Source organism: Microbacterium sp. NPDC058269 (assembly GCF_042881445.1).
Taxonomy (GTDB): Bacteria; Actinomycetota; Actinomycetes; order Actinomycetales; family Microbacteriaceae; genus Microbacterium.
Genome location: NZ_JBHVXT010000002.1, coordinates 116,381 through 130,996 on the forward strand (window position 1 = coordinate 116,381; position 14,616 = coordinate 130,996).

Sequence of the window (14,616 nt, forward strand, 5' to 3'; positions counted from 1 at the left end):
GTCATGCATCGCACACTCCCGGAGGGCCCTGGTCTTCCTGCCTCGCTCGCCGAGGCGCAGACGTCGCGCCTGCCCGCGGGGCCGCTGCCACCGGGTCCGCGGACGAACGCCTGGGAACGCGCCGGGGCGGTGGCGGACGATCCTCCTGTCGGTGTGCGCGAGCTCGTCGACGGCCTGTGGCACCCGGGGGAGTTCCATCGGATGACGGACGGGCGGGCCACACGCATCCGCCGACGCCCGGTGCCTTCCGCCGGGGCGTGCTACCCGGTGCAGACGCATCTGATCGACGCGACCGGCGCGCGCTGGACGGTCGACCAGGAGACAGGCGTCTTCCGTCGTCGTGACCTCGCATCCGACCGTGCGGACGGATGGCCCGTGCCCGCTGCAGACGACGGCGTCGCGCGCGTGGTGTTCACCGTGCTGCCAGGGCGGTCTTTCGGGCGCTACCGGCATCGGGCGTGGCCGTTGTGGATCGCCGATGCCGCCTATGCGGTCGCCGCCGTGCTCTTGCTGTTGGGGGTGCAGGCCGGGCCGGTGGAGGTCGGCCCATCGGCCAGGCTCCGGTCTCTGCTCGGGGTACCTCGCGCTGCCGACGTCGACGCGTGGATCCGTCGAGGGCTCGCGCCGGAGATCCCGCTCGCCGCGATCGAGATCCCCCACGACCCGGTACCGGATGCCGCGGCTCGGCGCGCTCTCGGCCGGCGCCGCTCGCCCGCGACCGCGGAGTTCGCCGCCCGGATCAGCGGTGCGGTCGCGCCCGAGGTCGAGCACATCGCGAGAGCATCCGGCCAGGCCTGGGTGCGCGGGGCGACCGAGGTCCGCTCCTGGTCCGTGTCGATCACGGCCCCTTCGACCGTCGTCGGCGTTGCGCTCTGGAGCGCCCATCTCGCCGCGGCCCGTCTCTGCTACGAGGCCGCACTCACCGGAGACAGGCGCGCGCGCCCGGTCTCCGGCTTCTCTTCAACCGGTGACCGCTGGATCCTCCACGCGCTCGCCTTCCTCGACTCCCCCGGAGGTGCACGATGATGATCGTCCCCGAGCTGTGGCGTGAAGCGCGACGGCATCCCTGGCTCCTGTCCGTGAGCATCCTTCTCCTTCTCCTCGTGTTCGCGACGCACCTCCTGCAGGCGCTCGCCCTCGCCTGGTCGCTCGCCGCCTTCGTGCGCGGTGACGCGGCGGGCGCGGTGGCCGGCATCGGTGCGATCCTCGCGATCGGGCTGACACGGGTGCTGTTGACGCTCGTGCAGGGCGATGCAGCCGCCCGCCTCGGCGGACGCGTGAGGGAAGACCTGCGGGGTGCGGCCGTCGCGGCAGCCCTCGTCCCCGAGCGGTTGCACGATGCCAGTCTCCGCGACGGCTCGACCCAGCTCGCGCTCGGCGACGGCATCGACGGCACCGACGCCTACGTGTCGAAGTACATCCCCGCCGTCGCACAGCTCGTCATCGGCAGCCTGATCGCGGTGGGTCTCGTCGCGGTGCTGTCGCCCCTGATCGCGCTGTGCGTGGCCGCCGGGATCCTGCTCGCCGTGCTGGGTCCCCTGCTCTGGAAGCGGATGCTCGCGCGGCGCGGGTTCGCGCACTGGGACAGCTACGAGGCCCTCAGCGGAGACCTGCTCGAGTCGCTCCGCGGCATGTCGACGCTCCGCGCGCTGGGTGACGTTCCCGCGACGCGTGCGCGGCTGCACTCCCGGTCGGAGGCCCTGCGCCTCGCCACGGAACGCGTGATGCGGTCGTCGCTCGCGGAGACCGCCATCACCGACTTCGCCGTGCAGGCGGGCGTGGTGATCGCCGCCGGGCTCGCGGTCGTGTCCGTCATGACCGGGCGGCCACCCGCCATCGAGATCTACGCGCTGCTCCTCCTGTCTTCCGAGGCGTTCCGTCCGGTGCGCGAGCTGTCGCGACACTGGCATGCCGGATTCCTCGGACTCACGGCCGTGCCCGGGGTGGCGGCACTCGGGGCCTTCCGTCGGTCTCCCGCGGCCTCGCACGTCTCGACCGCGCCGCTCGTGCCGGAGCCGTCGTCCGGGGGAGAGGTGCTCCGCATCTCCGGGCTCTCGTACCGCTACCCCGGCGCCGACCACGACGTCCTCCACGGTGTCGATCTGCACGCCGAGCGCGGAGAGGTGCACGCGATCGCCGGGCCGTCGGGCGCGGGCAAGTCGACGCTCTTCGACCTCGTGCTCGGTTTCCTCCCGGCGACGGCGGGGACGGTCGAGCTCGACGGGCGTCCGCTGCGCCCGAGCGACGTGGCAGTGGTCTCGCAGCGGCCGGTCCTGTTCGCCGGGACCATCCGCGAGAACGTCGACCTGTTCGACGCCGGGCAGGAGGCGCTGGAGGACGCGTGCGCCGCGGCAGGTGTGCTCGACGAGATCCGAGCGATCCCCGGGGGCTTCGACGCGATGGTGGCGGAGGCCGGTACGAGCCTGTCCGGCGGGCAACGGCAGCGGCTCGCCCTCGCCAGAGCGCTGCTCGCCCGGCGCCCCGTACTGCTCGTCGACGAGCCGACCAGCGCCCTCGACGACCGCAGCGCGCTGACCGTGGCCGAAACGCTCGAACGTGTCGCCGTAGAGAGGATCGTGCTCATGATCAGCCACCGCCCCGAGGCCCTCGCCAGGGTCGCCGACGTGCGGGTGCTCCGCGACGGGATGCTCGTGGAGGAGGCTTCATGACCTCGTCCGGAACCATCCTCGCCCGGCTGCTCCCCCCGCTGCGTCCGGAATGGCGGCGCATCGTGGGCAGCTACCTGATCGCCACCACGAGCCTGTGCGCACTCGCCGCCATCGGGGTGCTCACCGCCCTCGGCGTCGGCGGCGCGGTGGTGCACGGCGAGTGGCCGCCAGTTGTCTGGTGGGTAGCGCTCGGAGCCCTCGTGCTGCTGCGCACGTTCCTCACCTGGCGCGAGATGGACGTGTCGCACGCCCTCGCCTACCGCGTGCTCGCCCGGCTGCGGATGGCGCTGTTCGACGCCTACTCCCGCAGTGTTCCGGGGCGCCGTCGTGAGCACTCCGGTCGGGCGGCATCGGTGGCGATGACCGACATCGAGAAGCTGGAGTTCTTCTACGCGCACACGGTGGCGCAGATCGGTGCTGCGCTGACGCTGTTCGCCGGCGCCCTGGCGTGCGCGTTCCTGGTGATGCCGGTGGCCGCGCTCGTGATGCTCGGGGGAGCGGCCGCCGTGGCTCTCACCGCCTGGGCAGGAGCGGGGCCCGCGCGGCGGATCGGTGCGCGCGAGCAGCGGGAGCGGGAGGAGCAGTCCGAACGGCTGGTCGACGCCCTCGGTGCGCTGCGCGAGGTCCTCGCGTACGGGCTGCAGAACCGGGTCGTGCGCGAGGCGATCGACGGAACCCGGCGATCGGCGGGCATCAGCCGTCGGCGGGAGGCCATCGCCCACCTCGTGGACGGGATGCGTGAGCTGATCCTCACCGCGGTCGTGATCGGCGTGATCGGGGCGTCGCTGCTTCTCGGCGGCACGGTCGGGGGTGCGCAGGCGGCGCTGCTTCCCGCCGTGATCGCCCTCGCCGTCGCCGGAGTCGCCGCGGTGGCGGATGCCGCGCACACCGTGTCGGAACTGCATCCGCTGATCGCCAGCGCCGATCGGGTGGGGGCGGGGCTCCACCGTCCGCCGGTCGTGGCACCGGTCGACCGCCCGCTCCCGTTACCGGACGGTCCGCTCGGGGTGCGCTTCGAGCAGGTGTCGTTCTCCTACGACGATCAGAAGGAGGTGCTGCACGGCTGGTCGATCGACGTCGACGCCGAGGAGCACGTCGGCCTCGCAGGTCCCTCCGGCTCGGGCAAGAGCACGATCATCGCGCTCGCCGCCCGGTTGTGGGATCCCGCGGCCGGCACGGTCGCCCTCGTCGATGCGGCGGGCATCGTGTATCCGCTCGGCCGCATCCGCGATGACGATCTGCGTCGCACCGTCGCCATCGTGGAGCAGGATGCGCGCCTCTTCCACGGCACCGTGCGCGACAACCTCGTGCGCGGTACCGACACCCGCACCGACGAGCAACTGCGCGGTGCGCTCACGCGGGTCGGCGCCGACGGCTGGATCACCCTCGACGACGAGCTCGGCGAGCACGGGGTGCGTCTTTCCGGCGGTCAGCGTGCACGCCTGGCGTTGGCGCGGGCGCTCTGCCGCGAACCTCGCGTGCTCATCGTCGACGAGATCACCGCGAGTCTGGATGCCGAGTCGGAGCGCATCATCTCCGACGTGATCGAGGGCTTCGACGGGACGGTGATCGCCGCCTCCCACCGACGCGAGACGCTGGGGCGGTTCGGCCGGGTGGTCGGCGTGGAGAGGGAAGACGTCGAGCGCGAGGGTGCAGCGGCTACAGCCGGTCGACCCCGGTGACCGTGACGACGGCCTGACCGGCTTCGTCGGAGGCGGCGAGGTCGATCGTCGCGGAGATGCCCGAGTCGTGGTCGCCGGCGGGGTCGTCGAAGATCTGCCGTGCGGTCCACGAGGTGGCCCCCTCGGTGAGGATCAGCAGCTTCGAGCTGCGGGCATCCGCGCCGGTGAGGATGTCGTCGTGGTCGGCGAAGTATCCGTCGAGAGCATCCGACCAGGCGTCGGCGCCGAACCCCGGGTCGAGCTCGGCCAGTGCGTCCACGTCTTCCCTCGCGGCGAGCTGCACGCGGCGGAACAGCTCGTTGCGCACCAGGATGCGGAAGGCGCGGATGTTGCTCGTGAGGCGCTTGGGCGCGGGCGGGACGATCGGCTCATCCGGCGCGTGCGGATCGAAGCGTCCGTTGTCGACGCCGGCGATCAGCTCCTCCCACTCGTCGAGCAGGCTGGAGTCGACCTGGCGGACGAGCTCGCCGAGCCACTCGATGAGGTCGCGGAGGTCTTCGTCCTTGAACTCCTCCGGGATGGTCTGCGAGGCCGCCCGGTAGGCGTCGGAGAGGTAGCGCAGCACCACGCCCTCGGAGCGCGCGATCTTGTAGTAGGCGACATATTCCCCGAACGACATGGCTCGCTCGTACATGTCGCGCACGACCGACTTGGGGTGCAGTTCGAAGTCGCGGATCCAGGGCTGGGCCGCGCTGAAGGTCTCGAAGGCCGCCGTGAGCAGCTCCTCGAGGGGCTTCGGGTAGGTGATCTGCTCGAGCAGCTCCATCCGCTCGTCGTACTCGATGCCCTCGGACTTCATCGCTGCGACCGCTTCACCGCGGGCCTGGAACTCCTGCTGGCTCAGCACCGCGCGCGGATCATCGAGCGTCGACTCCACGATCGAGATCATGTCGAGCGCATACGAACCGGTGCCCGTGCCGGCGGAGGGATCGGGGTCGAGCAGCTCGAAGGCGGCCAGGGCGAACGGCGACAGCGGCTGGTTGAGGGCGAAGTTCGGCTGCAGATCGACCGTGAGGCGGATGTCTCCCTCCGGGGTCTTCTCGACGATGCCCGATTCGCGGAGCGTGCGGTAGATGCCGATGGCGCGGAGTGCGAGCTCGCGCTGTCGCTTCCGCGGCTCATGGTTGTCGTATACCAGTGCACGCATGTTCGAGAATACGTCGCCGCCGCGGGCGATCACGTTGAGCATCATCGCGCTCGTGATCTGCATGTGCGAGGTCAGCGTCTCCGGCACGGCGTCGATGAGCTTGCGGAAGGAGGGCTCTCCCCACGACACGAACCCGTCCGGCGCCTTCTTGCGCACGATCTTGCGCTTCTTCTTCGGGTCGTCGCCGGCCTTCTTCACCGCAGCGACGTTCTCGCTCTCGTGCTCCGGCGCCTGGGCGACCACGGTCCCGGCGGTGTCGTAACCCGCACGTCCCGCACGGCCGGCGATCTGATGGAACTCGCGGGCGTTCAGCTGCCGCATCCTGGTGCCGTCGAACTTCGTGAGCGCGGTGAGCAGCACGGTGCGGATCGGCACGTTGATGCCCACGCCGAGGGTGTCGGTGCCGCAGATCACGCGCAGCAGTCCGCGCTGGGCGAGCTGTTCGACGAGCCGCCGGTACTTCGGCAGCATGCCGGCGTGGTGCACGCCGATCCCCGCGCGGAGGAACCGCGACAGCGTCTTGCCGAACGCGGTCGTGAACCGGAACTCGGCGATCAACGCCGCGATCTCGTCGCGCTGCTCGCGGGTGGCGACCTTGGTGCTGGAGAGCGCCTGGGCCCGCTCCATGGCCGCGGCCTGCGAGAAGTGCACGACGTAGATCGGCGCCTGTCCGGTGCTCAGCAGGTCGTCGATCGTCTCGTGGATAGGCGTCGTCTCGTAGAAGAAGTGGAGGGGGACGGGGCGCTCCACCCCGGTCACGGTCGCCGTCTCCCGACCGGTGCGACGGGTGAGGTCGGCGGCGAGCTCGGTGACGTCGCCGAGCGTGGCCGACATCAGGATGAACTGCGCCTGAGGCAGCTCGAGCAGCGGCACCTGCCACGCCCATCCGCGGTCGGGGTCAGCGTAGAAGTGGAACTCGTCCATGACGACCTGGCCCACGTCGGCATCCGTGCCCTGGCGCAGCGAGAGGTTCGCGAGGATCTCGGCCGTGCAGCAGATGATCGGAGCGTCGGCGTTCACCGAGGAGTCACCCGTGACCATTCCCACGTTCTCGGCGCCGAACACGTCGACGAGAGCGAAGAACTTCTCACTCACCAGCGCCTTGATCGGTGCCGTGTAGTAGCTGCGCCGCCCCGCGATGAGGGCGCTGAAGTGCGCGCCGATCGCGACGAGCGACTTTCCGGTGCCGGTCGGCGTCGACAGGATCAGGTTGTTGCCGGAGACGATCTCGATGACCGCCTCGTCCTGCGCGGGGTACAGGCTGATGCCCGTCGACTCCGCCCATTCGACGAACGCGAGGTAGACGGCATCCGGATCCGCGGCGTCCGGAACGAGGGCGGGATCGAGCCGCGGAGAGGAAGTCATGGTCCCTCGATCATCCCTCATACGCGGGGGGCACACTCTCCGAACGTTCACAACTCAGGAGAACGACGCGGAATCCGCCCTTGAGCACGTCGAAGACCCTGATCCGACGAGAACATCCTGAGTTGTGAACACCCCGACGTTCAGACCGAGGTCGCGGCGCGCAGAGCGATGCGGATCATGTCGCCGAAGGTCTGCTCCCGCTCCTGCGCGGTGGTCTCCTCGCCCGTGACGATGTGGTCGCTGACCGTGCAGATCGCGAGGGCGCGCCGACCGTGGTACGCCGCGAGTGTGTAGAGCCCGGCAGCCTCCATCTCGACGCCGAGGATGCCGTGCTGCACGAAGGGCTCCGTGAGCTCGGGGCGGGTGCTGTAGAACTGGTCGCTCGAGAACAGCTGCCCCACGTGCACGGTCGACTCCAGGGGCTCGGTCTCGCTCGCCTCGACCGCGGCCCGCAGCAGCGAGAAGTCGGCCACGGGCGCGTAGTCGAGACCGTGGAAGCGCACCCGGTTGATGCCCGAGTCGGTGCTGGCGCCGTTCGCGATGATGATGTCGCGGATCTTCACCCGCTCGGTCAGCGCTCCGCACGAGCCGACCCGCACGATCGTCTGCACGTCGTAGGAGTCGAACAGCTCGTGCGCATAGATCGCCATCGACGGCTGGCCCATGCCCGAGCCCTGCACCGAGACGCGGTGCCCCTCCCAGGTGCCGGTGAAGCCCAGCATGCCGCGTGTCTCGGAGTACAGCTCGGCATCGTCGAGGAAGGTCTCGGCGATCCACTTCGCCCGCAGCGGATCGCCGGGGAACAGGACGATGGGGGCGATCTGACCGGGCTCTGCGGCGATGTGCGTGCTCATGGCCTCAGCGTAGCCAGCCTCATCCCGGTGCGCCCGCGAGCCCCAGTGCGGTGATGAGTTCGTACGCGGCCGAACGGGCCTGCACGATCACTGTCCCGACCTGCACGCCCTTCGCCGACACCGAGAGGAGCAACTGGCCGTAGGGCGCGAGGATGAAGCTGAGCAGCGACAGTTGACTCTGCCCGATCGACACCGAGACCACGGCGGAGAGGCTTGGTTCCGTTCCGCGCGAGATGATCTCGGCCTCGGCCCTGGCGACGGCGAACAGCGATCCGTTCATGGCCGCCAGACGCTCGCCGGTCTCATCGAGGGTGCCGACGGAGGCGATGTGCAGGCCGTCGGCGGTCGAGAGGACCGCTGTGGTCAGCTCGGGGAATCGATCCTCGAGATGACGCAGCCGGGTGAGTGCGGCCTGACTCACGACGGCAGACCAGAGCGCCCAGTTCGCCGCGAGATCCGGGTGCATGAGCACGGCGTCCTGCGCGGGCGTCGAGGCGTTCGTGGAAGCGGGGTCGTCCGCTCGGGTGGAGGCGTTCATGACTCTTCTTCCGGAAGGTCCAGTGCCACGCAGGCCGCTCGCATGACGCTTTCGCGGTCGCGGGCGTCGGCCGCGAGCACACGGGCGAGAGGTATCCCGTATCGCTCGAGCGACTCGGTGAGCTCCGCGCGCACGGAGTCGATCGCGTCGTCGGCGCCGTGGGTGACGGCGATCACCAGCCGATCGTGGTCGCCGGCGAATCGCGGCAGCCACGCATCGGCGTCGTCGGCGATGCGCCCCCGATCAGCCCGCAGCCAGAGCAGGATGCGTGTGTCGGACGATGAGGCACTCTGCCGTGTGTGAGCGAAGCGGTCTTGACCCGGAACGCCGATGAGCGCCACCGAGATCTCTTCGGTGGGCTTCCAGGCGCCGTAGTCGAGTCCCACCGTGGTGGTCGTCTTCTCTCCGTCGCCGTACTCCGCCGAGCCCGCCGAGATGGGAACGTCGGTATCGACCGGGGCGACATCGCTCAACGCGCGCACCGCCGTGGTCTTGCCGGCGCCGACCGGCCCGGCGAAGACGAGGCGGAAGCGCGTCGGCAGACTCACGCGTCGCCAGCGGGCGCGCCTCGTCGACAGATCCGACGGGGTGGTGCGCACCCACGAGCCGCTCCCGGCGCTGGTGTCTTCGACGGTCTCGCCGGCCACGTGGTCATGGACGGTCGCGCGTTCAGGGCCGGTCAAGCGTTCAACGCCGCCACATGGCGGTTCACAGCGGAGCGGAGCAGGGCGATGTTCGTCGCCTGACGGTCGGCCGCGAGGTAGATGAACGTGTCGTCGTCGATCATCTTGAGCAGGTGAAGCTGCGTGTCCAGCGTCAGCAGCATGTCTTCGAGGGTCGCCTCGAGCCGGAGGGCGTCGATCGTCTTCCGCTTGTTCTTGACCATCTCGCTGTTGTAGGCGCTGGCGACGTCGAGGTCGAACTCCGGGCGGATCGACTTCGATGCCAGCGGCAGACCGGACTCGACGTCGACCACGGAGGCGCCGATGAAGCCGTTGATGTCGCTCGCGATGTCGGCGATGAGTGCGTTCAGTTGATCTTGCGTAGCCATGGTGATGCGTCCCCAGTCTCGATCGCAGGTGCCGGTGACCGCCCCTTGCGGTCGCCCCCAGTGCACGTGCGAATGAATAAAGTGTATAACGTTACCGACTGTGTTCGACGACGCGGCGCTGACACGCCACGGTGCCGCAGCTCAGGGGGGGCGATGTCGGCGCGGGGTCAGCCCTCGCGACGTCGCACGATCTCGCCGATCCACAGCGGCGCGAACGGCGAGGTGCAGCCGGGAGCGGTGGGGTAGTCGGCGAGGACCTGCAGGCGTTCGCCGATCTCCAACGCCCTCGTGCGGTACTCCGGATGGAAGATGCCGATATTGGCGAGGGCCTCGTTCATGGCCCACTGCAGGCGCGACGGTGCATCCTTCATGTCCCGCTCGATCAGGTCGAGCAGATGCGGCAGGTCCAGACCGTCGGGGTCCTTCATCACGCGCACGGTCGTGAGCGACCAGGCCGCAGCCGCGACGGTCGGGTCGGCGTCGTCGAACCAGCGCAGTCGCAGCTCCTCGGCGAGTGGGGTCTTCTTCGCGACGTAGTTGACGAACCAGTCGTTGACCTTCGGTGCTCGAGTCTCACGCAGCATGGCATCGAGCTCGTCGGCAGTGAAGTCGCGGGGGCGGCAGATCAGCAGGGCGAGCAGCCGCGCGGGCGTCTCGCCGGTGGCCCACAGCTCCTGCGCGAGGGCCTGGTCGGTCTTGATCCGCTTCGCGAGTGCTCGCATGCGGCTGAGGTTGATGCCGTGGTCGTCGCCGCGCTTCTCGTTGGCCGCGCGCATCTTCGGGTCTTCCAGCGCGGCGAGTTCTCCGAGGGCTTCCGGAACGGTGAAGTCGGACATGCCTCCAGCGTATGCCCGCCTTCGAATCGCGTGAATGGTCCGATTTCGGGCTCGGATGCGACCAGTTGCGCGATTCGAAAGCGGGGCTCGAACCGGCGCCGGGCCAGTCTTAGTCTTCGTCGACCAGCTCGCCCCTGATTCGGCGGAGGTCTTCCATGAGCGATCCGATCAGGATCCAGTGCTGCGACGACGGGGGCCGGATCACGAGCGGAGCGGTGAGCGCGGGGATCGCCGAGGTCATGGTGTCGGGCTCCGGCGAGGCCTCGGCGATCTGCACGGCGAGGCGCACATCATGCCCAGCCCGCCGCAGCTGCTCGGCGATCGCGGCCACCGCAGGCTCTTCGCCGATCGTGTCGTCGTAGTGGTCGAAGTAGGCGCGGGTCATGCCGATCGTCTGCGTGACGATGGGGGAGAGCCGGTCGAGCAGTGTCCGCATCTCCCGCAGGTCTGCGCGATGGGTCGAGCGTCGGGGGTTCAGGGTGAGCGATTCCTCGCCGGCGGCGATGGATGCCTCTGCGGCGTCCTTCATCGGGCGCAGCAACCGCACTTCGAGCATCAGCTCCTGCAGCTTCGCCGGGGTCTGCGGTTCCGGAAGCGCATCCGCCAGGCGGTCCAGGCTCGCTGCGAGCTCGCTACCGAGCAGTCCTACGTCTCGGCGTGCGGGCGCGACCAGCACGGGCGGCACGATGAGCGCGTTCACCACGATGCCGATCACGACGCCGATCAGGGTCTCGACGATGCGCGCGAACGCGTACTCGGGGCTGGAAGACCCCAGCGCCAGCACGAGCATCGCCGAGATCGCGACCTGGTTGCCGGTGCCGGGTGAGGCCCGGAAGATCCAGGCGACGAGCATCGCGACGACGATCGCGAGCAGCACGATCCAGCTGGGCGAGCCGAGCAGCAGCCCCAGCGCGACGGCGATCACGACACCCGCGATCACCCCGATGCTGCGCTCGAGCGCCTTCGACAGCGACTGGTTCACACTGGGCTGCACCACCAGCAGGGCGGCGATCGCGGCGAAGACCGGCAGCTGTGCGGGGAACACCCATCCGGCGATGAGCCACGCCGCGATCGTCGCTGCGGCCGACTTCACGACCTGCAGCAACGGGGAGCGCTTTGAGGCGCGGATCGCGGCGGGGATGCGCATGACCCCACGGTAGTCGTGCCCACGTGGTCGCCGCGGGATCGAGGCTACGGCGTAGGTTGGGAAGTCGCGCGCAACGGCCCCTTGGCGATGTTGTCGATGAGCCACTCGCCGTCGATCTTCGTGAGCGTGTATTCCCGGGGCTGGGCGAACTCCGCACCGGCGTCGACGCCGAGTTCGTGGAGGTACCCCTCGGATGCGCTGATGATGCGGAAGAGCGACTCGAACCCGACCGTCGCCTTCGTACGCCCGGCGTCGATCGTCGACGGAGTCCAGGCGACACCGGTCTGCTCGATCGTCAGGTCGTTGTCCACGTACATCGCCACGAGGGCGTCGCGGTAGCTGTCGGTCCCGAGCTTCTCGACGAACAGCGGCGTGAAGAACGATTCCTCGGCATCGACGGAATCCACGATGGTGGCGGGCGAACGGTTGTCCGAGGCTCCGGAGTGCAGAGCCACGACCTCTTGCAGAGCCTGCACATCCTCGTCCTCGAGCGACAGCTCCTCTCCGGTCGAGGCGAGAGTCCACAGGGTCGCGTCCGGATCGAATCCGGGGGTCGGTGTCGCACTCGGGGCGGCGGAGGCGGCCGGTGACGACGAGTCGGTGCAGCCGATCAGACTTCCGCCTCCTGCCAGCAGAGCGAGAGTCAGCAGGAGTGCGGAGGCGGATAGCGGTCGTGTCGTGCGCATGAGGTTCTCCTCGGAGGGAGGGGGACCGACGGGTCCCCCTCCCGATGTCGGGTCAGTTCGCGGGAGCGGCCTTGAGCTGCCAGTGCGAAGACCACCAGCTGCTGGACACGTTTGCGAACTCGACCTTGCCGGTGTTGTTCTCGACATGGAGGGCGCCCGAGGCGTTCTGGATGCGCGTGAATCCTCCGCCGGCGTCGGGCGTCGACCATTCGGCGGCCGTTCCCGCCGCTGCCGCGGTTCCGTGCCGCACGTTCGTGCCGTTCACGTAGAGGTACTGATTGGTCCACCGGTTCCGGTACTTCGTCGTGCCCGAAGCCGTCTCCGGCACCCATTGGGCGCTCCAGTAGGTGGACGGCACCTCGCCGAAGCGCACCAGTCCGTCATTCGGCTCGACGTTGATCGCGCCGGCGCGGTGTCGGTTGTTGATGAGTTTCCACGTGGGTGACACGGCCTCCGAGTAGCCGGCGTCGTCCTTGTAGACGCGCAGGTAGTCGACCTCCCACTGCTTGGGCCAGACGCCGTTCGGCTGTCCGGAGCCTGCGCCCGTGTAGATGTTCATGATGATGCCCATGGCGGTGTTGGGGGCATCGTTGAGCGTCTTCACGAGCTGCCCGTCGTAGTAGAACCGCAGCTGCGTCGGCGTCCAGTCCATCGCGTAGACGTGGAACTCGGTGGTCGGCGACCCCGAGACCGGCACGGTGTCGAGAGACCATGAGCCGAGGAAGTTCGGGTCGCCCCATCCGTAGGCGGCGATTCGCCAGCTGTTCGGAGTGCTGAAGAACGTCTCGATCATGTCGATCTCCGACTGTCCGCCGGTGGTGTTGGTGCCCACGAGCCAGAGCGCCTGATGCCCGCCTCCGCCCGCGTTCGAGTTCTTCGCCCTGACCTCGAAGTAGCCGTACTTGGTCGAGTACCCGTCGAACGTCGGCAGGTTGTTGCGGTTCACGGCGCTGCCGTTGAAGGGGTGCCAGTTGTTCTGGTTGTGGGTCTGGATCGCGGATGACACCACGGTCCCGTCCTGGTCGGGGTTCCAGGGCGGCTGATCCTGCTCGACCCGGAGTTTGATCGTGCCGTTCGAGATCGTGTACCGGGCTGCGGTGTCGGCGAAGTCCTCAGCGGGAACCCAGTGCGGCAGGTAGTTCGGCATCCACTTGCTGGTGTCGAGGGTCGTGCCGGTGAACTCCTCGCTGAAATCGAGGGTGTATCCCGGCTTGTCGACGGGGTTCGGCGGGGTGTCGGCGGCCCAGGCGGCGGGGCCGGCGAGGGTCAGTGCGGCCACGGACGCCACCACGGCGGCGGAGGCGGTGAGGCGACGTGCGGATTTCGGGCGGGTCATCATGCTCCTCGGGGATCGACGGTGATCTTCTTCCCGGACGCGGTGATGCGAAAAGCGGCCGGCGAGGTAATTAACCCGGACTCCGGCGTAATTGTCAATACTCGCGGGCGAACAGCCGTTCGTGCACGGCCGCCGTGCTCACCGCGAGAGCCCCGAGGCAGGGGGCGGCCGCGCCCAGCACGGAAGCCCGGACTTCGGGGAGGAACAGAGCCCGCCCGCTCAGCTCGCGCCGCAGAGCCTCGGCCAGCCGCACCGAGGCGGCGGGGATGCTGCTGCTGATCATCACGGCGTGCGGATCGATCGCCAGGACGAGCGCTCCGAGGCCGTCGGCGATGTCGGCAGCGAATTCGGATACCGCCGCGTCGGCCTGGTCGGACAGGTCGTCGCCGCCGCGGAACAGCCGTTCGATCTGCCCGGCCGCTCGTGTCGTGAGACGCTGCTGCGCCTGGGGCCACGCGACGCGCCCGAGCGCTCCGATCTCGCCCGCTGCGCCGTGAGCGCCCCGAGCCACACGTCCGTCGACGATGGATGCGGCGGAGATCCGGTTGCCGATCCGCAGCACGACGGCCGTCTCGTCGGGGCCAACGGCGCCGCTCTCGATCTCGGCGATCGCCGCGAGCTTGGTGTCGTTGTCGAATGCGATCTTCGCTTCGGGGAACGCGCGGCGCAGATGTGCGTCGATGTCCGCGGCCAGCCAGTCGGGGACGACAGTGGTCTTCACCGGGTGCCCGCTCGCGTCGACGATGCCGGGGATCCCGACCGTGAGGGCGGCGAGTTCGCGCGTGGCCGGAGCTTCCTCGAGCAGCGCGCCGACGAGATCGACGACGGCGGCGACGGCATCCTCTCCGTCGGAGAGGTCGCGCTCGATCCGGCGATGAGGTGCGATGACCGTGCCGCGCAGGTCGCCCGCGATGCCCGCGATCCCGTGCGGGCCGATGTCGATGCCCACGGAGACGCCGTGCGCGGCCGCGAAGCTGTACCCCCGCGCCGGGCGTCCGGCCCGGTTCGGGCGCAGCTGTTCGGCGAGCGCGAGTCCGCTCTCGAGCATCGCGGGCAGCACGGCCTCGACGGTCGTGCGGGAAAGGCCGGTGACGCTCGCGAGCTGGGTGGCGGTCAACGGCCCGTCGGCCTCCCAGAGGGTCGTCAGGACGGCGTGGTCGTTGAGGCGCCGCATGGCTGCGAGGTCGGTGCCGAGCGGCTGGGATGTCACGAGTCCTGACTATCACATCCGGTGTGCACGTCGCTTGACAGCGCCGACCGACGGGTCCTAAATTATGAATTACCCCGGAGTGTTGCAAAATACGC

General features: G+C 69.4%; 13 protein-coding genes. 3 read left to right on the top strand and 10 right to left on the bottom strand.

Annotated features, from left to right (window positions below):
- The first annotated feature begins 3 nt into the window (after positions 1-3).
- From ACFVWL_RS08790 to ACFVWL_RS08800, 3 genes are read left to right on the top strand one after another with little or no spacing between them, the layout of a single operon-like run.
- The gene (locus ACFVWL_RS08790) at positions 4-1,026 is read left to right on the top strand and encodes a hypothetical protein (protein WP_387181241.1); all 1,023 of its coding nucleotides are present in this window, start codon (positions 4-6) and stop codon (positions 1,024-1,026) included.
- Positions 1,023-2,669, top strand: coding sequence for an ATP-binding cassette domain-containing protein (locus ACFVWL_RS08795; RefSeq protein WP_387181243.1), 1,647 nt, complete (start codon positions 1,023-1,025; stop codon positions 2,667-2,669). The genes ACFVWL_RS08790 and ACFVWL_RS08795 overlap by 4 nt, the downstream gene beginning before the upstream one ends.
- Entirely contained in the window at positions 2,666-4,351 is a 1,686-nt protein-coding gene (locus tag ACFVWL_RS08800; protein WP_387181246.1) for an ATP-binding cassette domain-containing protein, read from the top strand. Before ACFVWL_RS08795 ends, ACFVWL_RS08800 begins: the two co-directional genes overlap by 4 nt.
- On the opposite strand, the gene ACFVWL_RS08805 is transcribed toward ACFVWL_RS08800, so the two are convergent.
- The 10 genes from ACFVWL_RS08805 to ACFVWL_RS08850 all read right to left on the bottom strand — a co-directional run bounded on the left by ACFVWL_RS08805 (position 4,329) and on the right by ACFVWL_RS08850 (position 14,521).
- Positions 4,329-6,863: a DEAD/DEAH box helicase gene (locus ACFVWL_RS08805; protein WP_387181249.1), complete on the bottom strand. Its 2,535-nt coding sequence runs from the start codon at positions 6,861-6,863 to the stop codon at positions 4,329-4,331. The two genes, ACFVWL_RS08800 and ACFVWL_RS08805, sit on opposite strands and share 23 nt — an antisense overlap.
- A gap of 140 nt (positions 6,864-7,003) precedes the next feature.
- Positions 7,004-7,717: a purine-nucleoside phosphorylase gene (gene deoD, locus ACFVWL_RS08810; RefSeq protein ID WP_387181252.1), complete on the bottom strand. Its 714-nt coding sequence runs from the start codon at positions 7,715-7,717 to the stop codon at positions 7,004-7,006.
- A 19-nt stretch (positions 7,718-7,736) separates the two neighbouring features.
- Positions 7,737-8,255 (bottom strand): hypothetical protein, encoded by a 519-nt coding sequence (locus ACFVWL_RS08815; protein ID WP_387181254.1) that lies wholly within the window; start codon positions 8,253-8,255, stop codon positions 7,737-7,739.
- Entirely contained in the window at positions 8,252-8,938 is a 687-nt protein-coding gene (locus ACFVWL_RS08820; protein WP_387181256.1) for an ATP/GTP-binding protein, read from the bottom strand. Before ACFVWL_RS08820 ends, ACFVWL_RS08815 begins: the two co-directional genes overlap by 4 nt.
- Positions 8,935-9,306 carry a hypothetical protein gene (locus tag ACFVWL_RS08825; RefSeq protein ID WP_387181258.1) on the bottom strand — a complete coding sequence of 124 codons (372 nt, stop codon included), beginning with the start codon at positions 9,304-9,306 and terminating at the stop codon, positions 8,935-8,937. The genes ACFVWL_RS08820 and ACFVWL_RS08825 overlap by 4 nt, the downstream gene beginning before the upstream one ends.
- A gap of 167 nt (positions 9,307-9,473) precedes the next feature.
- The gene (locus ACFVWL_RS08830) at positions 9,474-10,142 is read right to left on the bottom strand and encodes a DNA alkylation repair protein (RefSeq protein ID WP_387181261.1); all 669 of its coding nucleotides are present in this window, start codon (positions 10,140-10,142) and stop codon (positions 9,474-9,476) included.
- Positions 10,143-10,251: 109 nt separating this feature from the next.
- Complete coding sequence (locus ACFVWL_RS08835) at positions 10,252-11,289, bottom strand: aromatic acid exporter family protein (RefSeq protein WP_105527249.1); 1,038 nt, start codon at positions 11,287-11,289, stop codon at positions 10,252-10,254.
- A gap of 44 nt (positions 11,290-11,333) precedes the next feature.
- Entirely contained in the window at positions 11,334-11,975 is a 642-nt protein-coding gene (locus ACFVWL_RS08840; RefSeq protein ID WP_387181264.1) for a hypothetical protein, read from the bottom strand.
- A 52-nt stretch (positions 11,976-12,027) separates the two neighbouring features.
- Positions 12,028-13,311, bottom strand: a complete 1,284-nt coding sequence (locus ACFVWL_RS08845; RefSeq protein WP_387181266.1) for a family 16 glycosylhydrolase — start codon at positions 13,309-13,311, stop codon at positions 12,028-12,030.
- A gap of 94 nt (positions 13,312-13,405) precedes the next feature.
- A complete protein-coding gene (locus ACFVWL_RS08850) occupies positions 13,406-14,521 on the bottom strand; it encodes an ROK family protein (protein WP_387181269.1) in 1,116 nt (371 codons plus the stop codon).
- Positions 14,522-14,616: the final 95 nt, after the last annotated feature.

What these genes read in the sequence shown, in the direction of transcription:
- deoD (WP_387181252.1), bottom strand. Translation starts at nt 7,717, where the DNA reads ATGAGCACGCACATCGCCGCAGAGCCCGGTCAGATCGCCCCCATCGTC.
- ACFVWL_RS08845 (WP_387181266.1), bottom strand. Translation starts at nt 13,311, where the DNA reads ATGACCCGCCCGAAATCCGCACGTCGCCTCACCGCCTCCGCCGCCGTG.
- ACFVWL_RS08830 (WP_387181261.1), bottom strand. Translation starts at nt 10,142, where the DNA reads ATGTCCGACTTCACCGTTCCGGAAGCCCTCGGAGAACTCGCCGCGCTG.
- ACFVWL_RS08800 (WP_387181246.1), top strand. Translation starts at nt 2,666, where the DNA reads ATGACCTCGTCCGGAACCATCCTCGCCCGGCTGCTCCCCCCGCTGCGT.
- ACFVWL_RS08805 (WP_387181249.1), bottom strand. Translation starts at nt 6,863, where the DNA reads ATGACTTCCTCTCCGCGGCTCGATCCCGCCCTCGTTCCGGACGCCGCG.
- ACFVWL_RS08825 (WP_387181258.1), bottom strand. Translation starts at nt 9,306, where the DNA reads ATGGCTACGCAAGATCAACTGAACGCACTCATCGCCGACATCGCGAGC.
- ACFVWL_RS08815 (WP_387181254.1), bottom strand. Translation starts at nt 8,255, where the DNA reads ATGAACGCCTCCACCCGAGCGGACGACCCCGCTTCCACGAACGCCTCG.
- ACFVWL_RS08790 (WP_387181241.1), top strand. Translation starts at nt 4, where the DNA reads ATGCATCGCACACTCCCGGAGGGCCCTGGTCTTCCTGCCTCGCTCGCC.
- ACFVWL_RS08795 (WP_387181243.1), top strand. Translation starts at nt 1,023, where the DNA reads ATGATGATCGTCCCCGAGCTGTGGCGTGAAGCGCGACGGCATCCCTGG.
- ACFVWL_RS08840 (WP_387181264.1), bottom strand. Translation starts at nt 11,975, where the DNA reads ATGCGCACGACACGACCGCTATCCGCCTCCGCACTCCTGCTGACTCTC.
- ACFVWL_RS08835 (WP_105527249.1), bottom strand. Translation starts at nt 11,289, where the DNA reads ATGCGCATCCCCGCCGCGATCCGCGCCTCAAAGCGCTCCCCGTTGCTG.